This window comes from Roseovarius azorensis (assembly GCF_900109455.1).
Taxonomy (GTDB): Bacteria; Pseudomonadota; Alphaproteobacteria; order Rhodobacterales; family Rhodobacteraceae; genus Roseovarius; species Roseovarius azorensis.
Genome location: NZ_FOAG01000005.1, coordinates 285,581 through 299,073, shown reverse-complemented (window position 1 = coordinate 299,073; position 13,493 = coordinate 285,581). Strand labels below are relative to the sequence as shown.

Genomic DNA, 13,493 nt, shown 5'->3' with positions numbered 1-13,493 from the left:
CCCATGGATGCCCTCTCCTTCAGCTTGTGATTCAACACCGCAAGCTTGGCACATTGCGATGCCGTCTGGGGAGAGCGGCATCCACCCCATCTCCAGCGTGATCATCTTCATGTAGGGACACATGTTGCAGGACCCGACGAATTCCACATCCGGCAGATTGTCCGAGATGTTCGAGGCCATGGAGCATTCCGTCACCAGCATTGCCTTGCCGGGCTTTTCGCGCTTGATATAGTCGATAATGCCGCTGGTCGAGCCGGAGAAATCGGCCTCGGCCACGACGTCGGGCGGGCATTCTGGATGGGCGATGATCCAGGTATCCGGATTGTGGCTGCGGAAATCACGTAGGTCCCGAGCGGTAAACCGTTCATGCACGATGCACGAGCCGTCCCACCAGACAATCCGCTTCTCCGGCACCTGCCGGGCGATGTTCTGGGCGAGATATTTGTCCGGGGTCATGATCACGGTGTCGCTTTCTTGTGCCGCGACGATCTGCGCAGCATTGGACGAGGTGCAGCAAATATCGGAGGCTGCTTTCACCTCGGCCGTCGTATTCACGTAGGTCACCACCGGTGTGCCGGGGTGTTTCGCCCGCATTTCGGCAATCCCTTCGGTCGTGATGCTTTCGGCCAGGGAACAGCCGGCCTCCATGTCCGGAATCAGGACGGTCTTAGCCGGGTTCAGGATTTTTGATGTCTCGGTCATGAAATGCACGCCGCATTGCACGATCACATCGGTTTCGACCTTCGTCGCCTCGATCGCCAGTTGCAGGCTGTCACCCACCACATCCGCGATGCCGTGGTAGATCTCGGGTGTCATGTAATTGTGGGCGAGGATCACCGCGTTGCGTTCTTTCTTGAGCCGGTTGATCGCGGTAACATAGGGCGCAAAAACGGCCCAGTCGGGCGGCGAAACGACGCGATCCATGCGGGCATAGATATCAGCGGTAGCTTCCGCGAGTGCGAGGGACGGAGACAGATCGTAATGATCGGCGAGTTCGGTGCGTAGCGCAATTTGGTCGAGCAAGGGGGGAAGGTCCTTAGGTTGTTGCGTCACGTCTCAGGCAGAACGGTTGGGCCGGGACGCCCTTCGGCGACCGACTGTTGCGTTGTCTAGGCTATGGGTGACGTAAGGGCAAGAAGTCGTGTTGGCGGGTTGCGCCGCTCACAGTCGAAGCCTGGTTTCGTGCCCGCTTCACAATTGGCAACCCAGCCCGTGCCCTTGTGAGGTGTTTGCTCAACTCTGGTCTAAAGTTCAAAGTTCTTCCTGCATCTGCTATGCGAGTCGTCGCTAACCAAACGCCTTTCAGATACCGCTTGAAGCCCACGCACAGGATTCCTTACTTCGTTTTTTTACCGCCTTATCTAGGGCCTGTGGACAATCAGGATTCCCATCAGCTTTGATTTCTGATTCAAGCTTCCCAAATGGAGGTTTGAATGAACGAGCAGCGCTTTGTGGTGACGGATCAGGTATGGCAACGGCTTGAGCCGCATCTGCCGGGCAAGACCAGTGATGCAGGAGTTACAGCGAAGGACAACCGTCTCTTTCTCGAAGCTGTTTTCTGGCGGGTTCGTACCGGCTCACCCTGGCGCGATCTACCACCCGTTTTCGGGAACTGGAACAGTCAATTCCGGCGGTTCCGCAGGTGGGCCAAGGCGGGCATATTCGAGAGTCTTTTCAACGCAATGAGCGGTGACCCCGACCTCGAATACGCACTGATCGACGGCACCATTGTTCAGGTTCACCAAAAGGCAACCGGCGCAAAAGGGGGACTCAGGCTCAGGCCATCGGGCGCTCGCGCGGCGGCCTAACGACCAAGATCGTTGCGCTGGTGGATGCGCTTGGCAACCTGATCCGCTTCCTGCTCCTGCCCGGTCAAGCGCATGACATGAAGGGCGTTGCACCATTGATCCGCAATGTTTCCTTCGGAGCGCTTCTGGCGGACAAGGCATTCGATGCCGATTGGCTCTTGGAAGAACTCGGCGCGCGAGGGGCAATTGCCGTGATCCCCCTAAAAACGAACCGAAAATACCAGCGTGACTATGACGCCGACGCCTACAAGTGGCGGCATCTGGTCGAGAACTATTTCGCAAAAATAAAGGAATTCCGAGGAATAGCCACACGCTACGACAAAACGGATTGCAGCTACGCTGCCAATTGGAACCTCGTCGCAGCCCTTATCGCTTCACGATGATTGTCCACAGGCCCTAGCAAAGCAGGGCATGCGTGGGTGCCCTGCATCGTCTCCGCCGCCGCACCCCCATCAACAAGTGAGGGGTGACGGACGGCTCCGGCGAAGCGGGCGACAAGTTCTTATGCAGGCGATCACGTCTCGGGTGAAGACCGTGAGCAGGCACAGCGGAACGATGCCGGAGGGGCATGCCGCATTGCGTTCAGCAGGTATTTGATAAGCCGCGGGTTGCAGCGCGGCTTGCCGCGTTTCCGGCGATTGTGCCGGACTCGGCACAGTTCAGCGTGGAAATAGACAACACCATCAATCGAGAGGGTGTTCTCAAAGCTCAAAACCCTCCTTCAGACGCCTCGCCAGAACCTTCGCTTCCTCGCAGGCCTCTTGACCCATCGCCCCACGGAGACCTGACAGTATATCCAGCGTCGTTTCAGACCCCTTCCTCGAAATCCAGAGTGGGGACTTCTTGACGAACTGAAAGCCACGATGGCGCAAGGTGTAATATGGCATCACATAACCCATTGCCTGGGCCGACACGGCCGTGAGAATGATCTGGATGCGGTCAGAACGGCCCTGATCGCTCTGCGGATCACTGGCCAGAACTTCGTCCCGGACAGCGCGGACACGCGGGCGTTCGGGAATTATCAGATGCCGGGTCAACTCGTCCAGTTCCGCCGCGTCGAGACCGGCAATCTCTGCATCGAGATTGGTCACGGGACAGGTTGCGTCATGACTGTATCCGTGCCGCATAGCCCACTGGGTCAACCCTATCTCGCCCCTGCGCACGGTGCGCTTTTTGTTATTCGACATACGAAACCTGCGCCAAAAATCCACAAAGGCGGGATCGCGGAGGATCCGGCTGCCCATTGCAAGCGCGTAGGAGGCGTAATGGAAATTTCTGTGGTTCTGCGTATACTGCCAGCGCAGTTCGCGAAAGTCGTCGGCGTCATATCGCTTGATCCCGTAATTGGACGTGGCGCCGCAGAAATCCACATCACGGGACCGCACATCCGCGAACCACGTGGTTGGCGCTTCGACCATCCAGACGGAATCGTTCAAGATATAAAGCCTGCGAAGGCCGGGCAGGTCATTGGCCAGTTCCAAAACGCCGTCCCGGTAGCCGCCAAAATCATAACCCAGATTGGGCCGTTCGATGATCTTCGTGCTGAGCGGAGACAGGGTGGAAAGGTCTGCATCCGTCAAGGGTAGGTTAGAAACCACGACAGGGCTTATGCCCTCGGCATTGATGAGCCGCAGCACGCTGAGATGCGACGGCAACAGCCCGTCCGACGGGAAGATCAGGTATATCGCGGCTTCATCGCCAAGCGGCAGGTTGCCGCTGTGAACCCTGAGCATCCCGTTCGTCCGTTTGTAATGGCCGGATCTGAGGTGAAAGTACTCATCCGCCAGTTCCGGTATCTCTACAAGCTTACGGATAAGACGCGTGAGTTCGCGCTTTACCTTCCAATACGGGACTTTCTTCATCGCTCCACTTCCTGACATTGCCATCTTATATCACGCGGAGCATGCTTCTTTGATTGGGCCGATAATCAATGACCCCGCAGATACCGCAGACTGCCGCGCATCTCTGGCCATAATGGGGTTAGCGGCAATCACGCACTGCCGCAGGAGAGATTCGAACCAATCCGGCCCACGAGCGCATTCTCAAGTGCAAACCCACTCTCAGCTTGCGAGCACATGGTTGCGTCTCACCTCGTGGTCTTTCGTGGGTAAAAGCTCGAACTGCTTGAGCGCCAGTTTCTTCACCTGCTCGCGATACTCCTTGATGCTGTAAAGCATGTCGTATTCCGCGCAAAATGCGCGGTTAAGCTCCGTGTAGGCCCTTCCATCCGCAGCGAGATCGCGGATTGTGTCCACGATATTCTCGACCATATCGTCAGCCGATTTGAAAATGTTGCGATAGTTGAGGAAATGATCCGACGGAAAGAACTCGTCGTTATAGACGGTCAACCCAATCCCGCCCATGTGGATGGGCTGCGCGACGTAGCCGTCAAATCCTTCTCCAAAGGAAATCGAGAAACGGCAGCGCGTTGCATATTCCATGTACTTGTCAAAGGTAATGTTTCGGATCTCCAGAAGCCGGTATTGCGGTAGTTCCCTGGAAATTCGTTCCAGAACCTGCTCCTTGTGCGGCGCGTCGTCGAGCGAGTAGATGATCAGGTTCTCCTTGTCTTTGAAATCCGTTGGCGTGTACTCGCCAAGATCGGTATACGCCGGCAGGAGTAGTGAGGGTATATTGTAGCGGTCAGTATATTCCTGTGAGAAATAGGCATGGTGCGCCACCGATTGCGTGACGTTATCCGTCAACTCGAAAAGACTCTCGAATTTCTCGCGCTCCGGCATCAGCCAGATGTTCTGGTTCAGTAGATTGATATGAAGCGTATCGAGATTCTGGAGAAAATTCTTCGCATCATCGCTGAGATCCCACATCAGATACTCTGACGCATATTCCGGCAGGTGCATGTAGATGTCGCGTGCATTCGCGCAACGCAAAAGCTGCTCGAAACGAAATACTGTCTCGGCGTTCCGGAAACAGGTCTGGCGCAGGAAGGTCAGGCATTCGGGATTGGGCCGGGTGAGCATGATGATTTCGTAGCCGTGAATGCTCTTGAAGAGGCGCATCTGGTTAGCGATAGAGAACATCGAAAAGATGCCGCCGCTCATCTCGTTGTGCTCGGGTACGACGAACACCATGATCTTTTCGGCTGTCTCGACCTCTCTGGGAAAGAGAATATCCTGGGCACGGCTGAATATCCGTGATTCTAACACGGCAGCAGGCAGCGCCCTATCGGGCAGGCTGCTTTCTGTGCCTTTGAATTGCGCAATGGTGTAGGCTTTGTCGGTATATGCTTGTAGAATCTTACCCCGGATCTTCCGTCTTTCGCCCTTGGTGCGTCCACGAAACGCGACGACATTCGCATAAAGTCTGATCAGACGGTAATTAATCACGTGGCCCACCTAAGCTTTCCCATCAGCTACTCCACTAACATCAGACCAACGTTTCCGCAAAAGCCTGCAGTCGCCAAAGTAAGCTCTTCGTGCATCTCGCGCAAAAACCCGGCAAATTTTCGCCAGCCTGATCTCTGGCGCATTAACACAAACTCACACCAGGCACCGACCTTGCGGCCTTGACTTGAAACCGTCAGGCTAAGCATGTCTACAGAAACGAGACACGCAGAAGGCGAGTAAAAGTCATGCCCATTAACTATAGAAGAAAATTGATGTCAAACGTTCTTCCGTATCGCGAATATGAAAACATTTCTCTCGCTGAAAAGGTCTGACTAAGCCGTCGGGTAATTTTCAGATCGATTTTGAGAACCTCATACGCTGGTCCGTGGCCAACATTTCGAACGAACGTGACCGCCGTATCGAAATGGGCATGGATCCCGAACCGTATCGGTTCCAGCCATCGTCTGTGGTGAAGAATTCGACCGACACCCTCGTCCGGCACGCAGAAGAGGTGGTGGCCGGAGCTTACCCGTCCTGGCAGTGGCTTTACGAAAAGCTTGAGACCGGCGACTCGCGCAACATGCTCCTTACGGTGCTCGCCTACCGGACAATCGGATGGAAGCATGTCGAGATGCCGCTGGACACTCCGGCCTTCTGGGCGAAACTGGACGAGTTGTCCGACCTTCAGATTGGGAGGACTGCGACCGACTCGCTCGAGACCGGCGTTAACGGTATCGTGCTCTCCCGGTTTGAGCTCGAACGCTACGGGTTCGACATCGAGATCTTCAGCGACGCGTTCGGCATCTTCAATGAATTCCCAATCAGTCTATCGCAGAGCGGACGTCACCATCGGTTGCAGGCCGGGTGACGTTGCTCTCGATTGCGGTGCCTGTTTCGGTGGCACCTCGATATTCTTTGCTGATCGCGCCGGGGCAGACGGCAAAGTCTTCTCTTTCGAGTTTTTCCCGGGCAACCTGGCCGTTTACAACCGAAATGTCGCGCTCAATCCGCGTCTGGCGGAGCGGATCGAACTCGTGGGAAACCCCGTCTGGTCAGATGACGCGACAGAAGTCGTGATCGAAGGCAGCGGACCTGCCACGCAGGTTCACGCGCGGCCCTCCATTCCCAAGACCGGATTCAGATCGGGTCTGTCAGGGGTCTTCCGCAATCTGTTCGGCGACAGATCGAAACCTGAAACGGAACTCTCGTTCCGTACCGTTTCCATAGATAGTTTTGTCGAGCAGCAGGGCGTCGAGCGTGTTGACTTCATCAAGATGGACATCGAAGGTGCCGAACTGACCGCCCTTCGGGGTGCGCAGAAAACGATCGAGCGTTTCAGGCCGTCAATGGCGATTTGCGTCTACCACAAGCTCATCGACTTCTACATACCCCAGTTTCTCGATCACCTCGATCTCAGTTATAAGTTTCACTTGCAGCACGGCACTGTTCATGGAGACGAAACTGTCCTTTTCGCACACGCCCGGCAATAGATCGCCGATCAGGAGGTTTCTCGCATAGGGTGAATGCGCAAGACCGGTGATCCTGATAAGTCTTCGGCAACCCGAGTGTGTCAGGAGTGACACCCAGGCAGTGGTCAGGCTCACCACGAGTTAGGCGTAGTGGTAGCTGGTCATCATTGTTATGACGCGGCGCATAGCGATCGCACAGCAGAACAGAGCAAAGCAGAGCAGGATCCATGTCGCAAGCGCTTAGATTTCTCCTGGCTGGTCCAGGTCTCATCGGCAAGAAACACGCCGCTCTGATCCAGAGCAGACCCGACGCCGAACTGCAGGCGATTATTGCGCCGGACCGAGAGGAAAATACGGCGTTCGCCGAGTTCCACGGTGTGCCGCTCAGTATCGACCTGGAGACAGTTCTCGACCAAGATCCGTTCGACGCGGCAATCATCAGTTCCCCAACCAATTTTCACTTTGATCAGACTATGGCTTGCATCGCGCGCCGCATACCCGTCCTGGTAGAAAAGCCGGTCACCGACAGGCTCGAGACGGCGTACAGCCTCGCCAAGGCGGTCGATGACAGCGGCGTTCCGGTTCTCGTGGGGCATCACCGCACCTACAGCACGCTGCTGTCCACCGCTGAGGACTTCATGCGCTCCTCGGATTTCGGCCGCCTCGTCACAGTCAGCGGTTCGGCCCTGTTCTACAAGCCTGAAAGGTATTTTCTAGAAGGCGAGTGGCGCGCCAAGCCCGGCGGCGGCCCGATTCTGATCAACCTCATTCACGAAATCGGCCTGATGCGCCATTTCTGCGGCGAGATCAACTCTGTCTTCGCCTTTGCGAACAACGAGATTCGCAGCTTCGAGGTGGAGGACACCGTCGCACTGAACTTTACCTTCGAAAGCGGCGCTCTCGGCACCTTCATTCTGTCCGATGTTGCTGCAAGTTCCAAAAGCTGGGAGATGACCAGCGGCGAAAACCCCGCCTACCCCTATTTTCCGGACGAGGATTGCTATCATTTCGCCGGCACTAATGGCTCCATCGATTTCCCGAGCATGCGCATCCGTACTTACAAAGGTGCCGAGGAGGCTTCTTGGTGGCAACCGTTCCACACCACGCGCCTTGACGCGACGCGCAGCGACCCGCTCGAACGGCAACTCGCACATTTCGTGGATGTGATCCGTGGCACTGCGACACCCTTGGTTTCGGCCCAGGACAGCTTCCGAAACATGCTGGTGATCGAGGCAATTCATCGGTCGCTGGAGAGCGGGCAGATCGTGAGACCCGACAGTCTCGTCGCCGAACTAACGCGAGGCCCGGATTACAGATGAAAATTCTTCTCGTAGACACGTCTTTCGCTGCCCGTCCGATATACGATTACCTCGTCGGTTGTGGCCATGACGTGTGGACCATAGGCAATCGCGACTCTGACCTGCTGGCGCGTCGTGCAGGAGGGCGCTGGATCAAGCAGGATTACAGCGATATCGAAGCTGTCGAACGCCATGTCTATGCGCTGGGCATTGAACGGGTGGTGCCGGGATGCACCGACGTCTCGATCGCGACCTGTGCGGCCCTGACGATTTCCCGGGGAATAATCGACCCACCCGAAACCGTATGGAAGCTGAACGATAAGCGTTCCTTCCGCCAGCTTTGCGCCGAGCATGACGTGCCCGCACCACGCGCAGTCCCGCCGAATGACCTGCCCGACCGGGGCAGGCTGATTTGCAAGCCCGTCGACGCGTTCAGCGGACGCGGCATCTCGATCTTTGACGCGGGTGACGAAGACGCCCTGCTGGATGCGATGGTGCTTGCCCGAGATGCCAGCCCGTCGGGAAGTTATTTGATAGAAGAGTTCGTCGATGGCCAACTCCACAGCTGCACAGGCTATATCGAGAATGGATGGCTCACCGATACCATCTACGTGATCGAGGGGTCCTCTGCTAATCCCTTTGCCGTCGATACCAGCTATGTCCGGCACGACATCCCCGAACGTGCCCGGATCTCACTGGAGGACGGCCTGACCCGGCTGAGCATTGCACTCGGCCTCGTGGACGGGCTTTTGCACACGCAGTTCATCCTCACCGAGGATCGTGCTTACGCCATCGAATGTACAAGGCGATGTCCCGGCGATCTATACCCGTTGCTCATTGAGAATAGCACGGGCATGCCCTATGCGGACAGATATGCCAGCTATTTCATCGGCGCGCCAAGACCCGAGGCGATACACACCACGCGGCATATCCTGCGCCATACCGTCACCAGCGATGCCACAGGAATCTATGGCGGCATTTCCATGGATCGATCGGTTCCCATACTGTCCGTCTTCCCGATTCAATCCATCGGCCAGAACATGCTGCCGAAACAGGCCACCCGCTGCGGCATATTGTTCTGCGAGACAGACTCGCGTGAACAGCTTGCCGGGCTTTATCGAAAATTCATGGATCGGAGGGCTTATGATGTTGGTTAGGCGCCGCTCATCCGACCGTCCCAGATCACCCAGGATAATCGAGTGGTCCTGTGTAGGTGGCTGGTTCGCTTTAGCATTCATCGAACAGAAACCAGAGTTTGCAGCCGAGGTATGACATGCGATCACCGCTCTACGTAACCCGCCCAATGCTGCCTGATCTCGGACATCTCGATGGTCTGCTCAAGGAAATCTGGGCATCGCGCATTGTGACCAACGGAGGTCCGTTGCATGGTCGGCTCGAGAGCGAGCTTACCTCCTATCTCGGGGTTCCAACGGCGATGCTGTTCAACAATGGCACAATCGGTCTTCTTGCCGTACTCAAGCTCTTCGATCTACCGCCGGGAAGTGAGGTTATCACGACGCCGCTCACCTTCGCCGCGACGGCACACGCGATCCACTGGAACGGCCTTCGACCGGTCTTTGCCGATGTCTGCCCCGAAACTCTAACGATTGACCCGGCATCGGTCAAAAAGGCGATCACGGCGAAAACCTCCGCGATCCTTGGCGTTCATGTTTATGGCACTGTTTGCGATGTGGAGGCGTTGCAATCCATCGCCAACGAACACGGACTCAAGCTCATCTACGACGCGGCGCACGCCTTTGGAGCTGAAATCGACGACTGCCCGGTAGCGATGTTCGGAAACGCTTCGGTGTTCTCGTTTCATGCCACCAAGCTCTTCAACACGCTGGAAGGGGGGCTTGTCGCCACGCCCAACCCTGACGATCGCGAAAAGCTCTACTACCTGCGAAATTTCGGTATCCGTAACGAGGATGAGGTTGTGGAGATCGGCATCAACGGCAAGATGAATGAAATCCAGGCCGCCATCGGTCTGCTCAACCTGCCGCAGGTCGAGCAAGAACGATGCCGACGCCGCGCGCTGCGGGAGATGTACAACGACGCGCTTGACGGCCTGCCCGGTATCCGGTTTCAGGCTCCTCAATCACGCGTGAAGCAATCCGAACAATACTACCCGGTGGTGATTGACGCCACCATATTTGGCCGTTCACGCGATGACATCTACGAAGAATTGAAGGCGCGCAACATTTTCGCGCGCAAGTATTTCCACCCTATCTGCACCGATTACGAGCCCTATCGAGGCTTTCCGATCTTCTCTGCGAGGGTCGAGCCCTATGTCCAAAAGGTGAAATCCCAAGTCTTGTGCCTTCCATTCTTCGGCGATGTGGACAAGAAAGATGTCGAGGAAATATCATTGGTGTTCCGACGTCCGAGTGCAGTCAGGCGCGTGCGAGCGGCAAGCTAAGATCACTCCCAACGGTCACGATCAAAGGAAAAATTCGGTGCTGCAATGACCAGAACTGGTGAGAGTCTCCATTCCGAAACCGGATTGATTCGCGGCTCCGAAAACCTCGGGGCTTTCATGCCGGTCGGTGACCCGGCGGTGCTCGCGGCGGATGTGTCCAAGGCTCTGGCGGCTTCCCAGGCGTTGCTCCTGTCCGAAGATCATGAGTTCACCAGCCGGCGATTCATTCTGGACAAGTTTTTGCAGTTCGGCATTCCGGTTCATCCTGCGGCCATCTTCGCGCCATGGCAAGACTGGATGAACCGCAGTGGTTTTGGATCGCTGCAATTTCCGACTGAATTCGTGGATTTCCTCCGCACGCTGATCCCGCTTGATATTGCGACAGGGATCGAGGTGGGCACCTATCGCGGCGGCAGCGGCTATTTCATGTGTTCGGTTCTGCAACGCGCCAACCCCGCATTCCGGCTGGAGGTGCTGGATATCGAAGACAACCTGATCGCTTTCGAGATCTTCTCGGACTTTCTCAACGTCGAAAAACTCATCACGACCGGATCAGATGCCGTGATCGACCGTGACTACGATTTCGTATTCATCGACGGCGACCACAGCTACGACGGCGTCATGGCCGATTTCGAGAATGTTGGGCAACGTGCGCGCAAGGCTGTCGCCTTCCACGACATTCACGCGCATGAATTCGACACGCTGAACGGCGGTACGGTCCGGGCATGGAACGAGGTCAAGTCGACGCTGCGCCGCAACTATGCCATCTACGAATTCGCGCATAGTGCCGAGCGATCTCTTGGGATCGGCCTCGCCGTCCGCTGTGCCTGACGGATCGGGCGACAAGTCATTTTATCTTTCAGCCTCAGGGTTGATCCGTTGGATCGAGATGTTGCGCTTGATCGGTTTAATAGTCTGGAGCCTTGAACAAGCTGTGGCATTCCTCGTCGGTGAAGATGTCGCAGACATCGCCATGGTCTGTCAGCCTATCATGGAACCTTGCCGCAGCACCGTGGATCGGGACTATTGGCTTAACGACCGCGGCCACGAGGTTATACACGACAGGCCGCCAAATAACCGTGAACTAGTTGCGTCACATGTTCAGAGGTGAGAGAGGTCCTCACAGAACTTGGGATCTTCGCTAAAAGCTGGAAGACGATTTATGTCAGAACTTAGTACCAAAAAGCAGATGTTCACGTCGCAAGATATCGACAACATCAAGTGGTTCTGGAACCTCTATCTGAAAGATAAGGCCCCTTGGTTGGGCTTGGTACTTGGTATGGTAAGTATTCAAGCGGTTGTTTATCAACAGTTCCTGGCATTGACCGAGAACGGGTTGCGGGTGATCTTCGAAGAAGGTTCGCTCGGTCAGTTGGTCATGGTGTGTTTCGTCGTTTTCCTCCTGTTTGCCACTAGAGCGCTTTTGTCCTATGCCGTCCCGCGGCTGTCGGTTTGGCTAGCCAGCAATGCAGTGCGCAAGATGCGCCAGGACATGATCCGGCATCTCCTGCGGCTTGATCTGGCCTATTTCGAAAAAACCAAATCCGGTGACATAATCCTGAAGCTGGTCAATCAAGTTGATGGCCTGAGCAGTTTCGTGGGACAAGGAACCGTGGGGGCCGTGCGAGATTTCCTGACAGTGGTCGTCGTATCGGGCTACCTGATCTATAAATCGCCGCTTCTCTTTGCGGCAGCTATCATCGTGATTCCTGTTCTTATACTGCTAATGGTTGCAGTCTCGGCCAAGATAAAGGAGATTCAACAGAAAGCGGAAAACGCATTTGGTAACTACATGTCGGGCATTGAAGAAATGGTCAACGGCATGCGTACTGTCAAAATATCGGGGCAAGAGAGCCGGGAACGCGAACGCTTGTTTGAGGCGACCGACGGCATCAGGGACCTGACAATCAACCTCAACAGCGCCCAGGCGCTTTTTCCACCCTCGATAGATCTGGTGTCGGCCTTCGTATATGTTTTGGTGATAGGCGGCGGCGGCTACATGGTGCTTCAAGGAGGGAGTGGCATGGACGCTGCCAGCATCATCTCCTTCCTCTTGGGCCTTGTGATCCTGTTTGATCCCATGCGTCTGCTGGCCGGTTTTTTCAGCCAGCTACAAGCGAGCCTGATTCTACTTGCGAGTGTCCGTAACATCTACAATGAGCCGATTAAAATCACTGATCACGAAAATTCGGTGAGCGAATTCGACAAACAAGGTGACATCTCGTTTAGTAATGTCAAGTTTGCTTATGATCCACAGCACCCACTATTCGCGGATTTGAATATCGTCATAGAAGGAGGGAAAAAGACTGCGATCGTGGGGGCAACCGGCTCCGGCAAAACATCAATCCTAAGTCTAATAACACGTCTCTACGACGTAAACGAAGGCAAAATAACCATTGGCAGCCGTGATATCCGCAACATTAAGGTCCAAGCGCTGCGCGACGCTTTTTCTGTGGTGGCGCAAGATATTGTAATATTCAATGCTTCTATCTGGGAAAACATCCGCTACATCGCTCCAAATGCGACAGAAGAGGAAATTTGGGCCGCGGCCGAAGCCGCTGAGATCGCCGAACTGATCCGCGCACGTCGTGATGCGCCGCTCGGACCCAAGGGCAGTCAGCTTTCCGGGGGTCAGAAACAACGGATCGCGATTGCCAGAGCCTTCCTACGTTCGGCGCCGATCCTTTTGCTGGATGAGGCTACATCGGCGCTGGATCAGAAGACCGAAAAGCGAATCCAGAACGCGCTGCTACGGCTGTCCGAGAACAAGACCACGATCATCGTGGCGCATCGACTGTCTTCCGTGGTGACTGCCGATAAGATCTACGTGCTGGACAGAGGCAAGGTGGTTGAGGAAGGCACGCATGAGGAGCTGATGGCCACGCAGGGTCTTTATGCCACAATGTATGCCTCGCAGAAACAGGACTATACCTGACGCGCTGTTCTGGCGCGGCAAACTGGGGTATCATCACATCACGTATTGAGACCGGAAAGACATAACGGCGTTGATCAAAACATCCATCTCACGGACCCACTCAACACCATCGTCGCTGGCCATAAACAGAACTGCACAGGCGACCTGTTTTCAGATCATGCAGTTCGCGTGGCGATTCAAAAGTTATGGTCATAACCTTGGCAAAAAGCCAGAGTTG

General features: G+C 55.6%; 11 protein-coding genes. 8 read left to right on the top strand and 3 right to left on the bottom strand.

The features are described from left to right. Positions 1-1,023 (bottom strand): quinolinate synthase NadA (nadA, locus tag BSG08_RS10050; protein ID WP_093035960.1); only part of this gene is annotated, 1,023 nt, incomplete at its 3' end. A gap of 410 nt (positions 1,024-1,433) precedes the next feature. Here nadA and BSG08_RS10045 point away from each other — a divergent pair. Next, positions 1,434-2,191, top strand: a protein-coding gene (locus BSG08_RS10045; protein WP_093035957.1) for an IS5 family transposase whose coding sequence is annotated in 2 segments (ribosomal slippage) — positions 1,434-1,770 and positions 1,770-2,191 — 759 coding nt in all. Because the reading frame shifts where the segments join, the coding sequence is not laid out codon by codon here. A 318-nt stretch (positions 2,192-2,509) separates the two neighbouring features. Here the strand turns inward: BSG08_RS10045 and BSG08_RS10040 are convergent. Further along, entirely contained in the window at positions 2,510-3,670 is a 1,161-nt protein-coding gene (locus BSG08_RS10040) for a rhamnan synthesis F family protein (protein ID WP_175544754.1), read from the bottom strand. A 198-nt stretch (positions 3,671-3,868) separates the two neighbouring features. Beyond that, complete coding sequence (locus BSG08_RS10035) at positions 3,869-5,164, bottom strand: hypothetical protein (RefSeq protein WP_093035951.1); 1,296 nt, start codon at positions 5,162-5,164, stop codon at positions 3,869-3,871. A gap of 376 nt (positions 5,165-5,540) precedes the next feature. Here BSG08_RS10035 and BSG08_RS19470 point away from each other — a divergent pair, with 376 nt between their 5' ends. The 7 genes from BSG08_RS19470 (at position 5,541) to BSG08_RS10005 (ending at position 13,276) form a co-directional block, all read left to right on the top strand. Then, the gene (locus BSG08_RS19470) at positions 5,541-6,023 is read left to right on the top strand and encodes a hypothetical protein (protein WP_175544753.1); all 483 of its coding nucleotides are present in this window, start codon (positions 5,541-5,543) and stop codon (positions 6,021-6,023) included. After that, entirely contained in the window at positions 5,965-6,645 is a 681-nt protein-coding gene (locus BSG08_RS10030; protein WP_175544752.1) for an FkbM family methyltransferase, read from the top strand. The genes BSG08_RS19470 and BSG08_RS10030 overlap by 59 nt, the downstream gene beginning before the upstream one ends. A 206-nt stretch (positions 6,646-6,851) precedes the next feature. Next, the gene (locus BSG08_RS10025; protein WP_093035945.1) at positions 6,852-7,943 is read left to right on the top strand and encodes a Gfo/Idh/MocA family protein; all 1,092 of its coding nucleotides are present in this window, start codon (positions 6,852-6,854) and stop codon (positions 7,941-7,943) included. Then, positions 7,940-9,079: an ATP-grasp domain-containing protein gene (locus BSG08_RS10020; RefSeq protein ID WP_093035942.1), complete on the top strand. Its 1,140-nt coding sequence runs from the start codon at positions 7,940-7,942 to the stop codon at positions 9,077-9,079. Before BSG08_RS10025 ends, BSG08_RS10020 begins: the two co-directional genes overlap by 4 nt. Before the next feature lie 146 nt (positions 9,080-9,225). Continuing rightward, complete coding sequence (locus BSG08_RS10015) at positions 9,226-10,341, top strand: DegT/DnrJ/EryC1/StrS family aminotransferase (protein WP_217649889.1); 1,116 nt, start codon at positions 9,226-9,228, stop codon at positions 10,339-10,341. Positions 10,342-10,386: 45 nt separating this feature from the next. Next, positions 10,387-11,172, top strand: a complete 786-nt coding sequence (locus BSG08_RS10010; RefSeq protein ID WP_093035937.1) for a class I SAM-dependent methyltransferase — start codon at positions 10,387-10,389, stop codon at positions 11,170-11,172. A 331-nt stretch (positions 11,173-11,503) separates the two neighbouring features. Further along, positions 11,504-13,276, top strand: a complete 1,773-nt coding sequence (locus tag BSG08_RS10005; protein WP_245770657.1) for an ABC transporter ATP-binding protein — start codon at positions 11,504-11,506, stop codon at positions 13,274-13,276. The last annotated feature ends 217 nt before the right edge of the window (positions 13,277-13,493 follow it).

Coding starts and splice junctions, on each gene's coding strand:
- BSG08_RS10020 (WP_093035942.1), top strand. CDS start 7,940: ATGAAAATTCTTCTCGTAGACACGTCTTTCGCTGCCCGTCCGATATAC.
- BSG08_RS10040 (WP_175544754.1), bottom strand. CDS start 3,670: ATGAAGAAAGTCCCGTATTGGAAGGTAAAGCGCGAACTCACGCGTCTT.
- BSG08_RS10025 (WP_093035945.1), top strand. CDS start 6,852: ATGTCGCAAGCGCTTAGATTTCTCCTGGCTGGTCCAGGTCTCATCGGC.
- BSG08_RS10010 (WP_093035937.1), top strand. CDS start 10,387: ATGACCAGAACTGGTGAGAGTCTCCATTCCGAAACCGGATTGATTCGC.
- BSG08_RS10005 (WP_245770657.1), top strand. CDS start 11,504: ATGTCAGAACTTAGTACCAAAAAGCAGATGTTCACGTCGCAAGATATC.
- BSG08_RS10030 (WP_175544752.1), top strand. CDS start 5,965: ATGAATTCCCAATCAGTCTATCGCAGAGCGGACGTCACCATCGGTTGC.
- BSG08_RS10015 (WP_217649889.1), top strand. CDS start 9,226: ATGCTGCCTGATCTCGGACATCTCGATGGTCTGCTCAAGGAAATCTGG.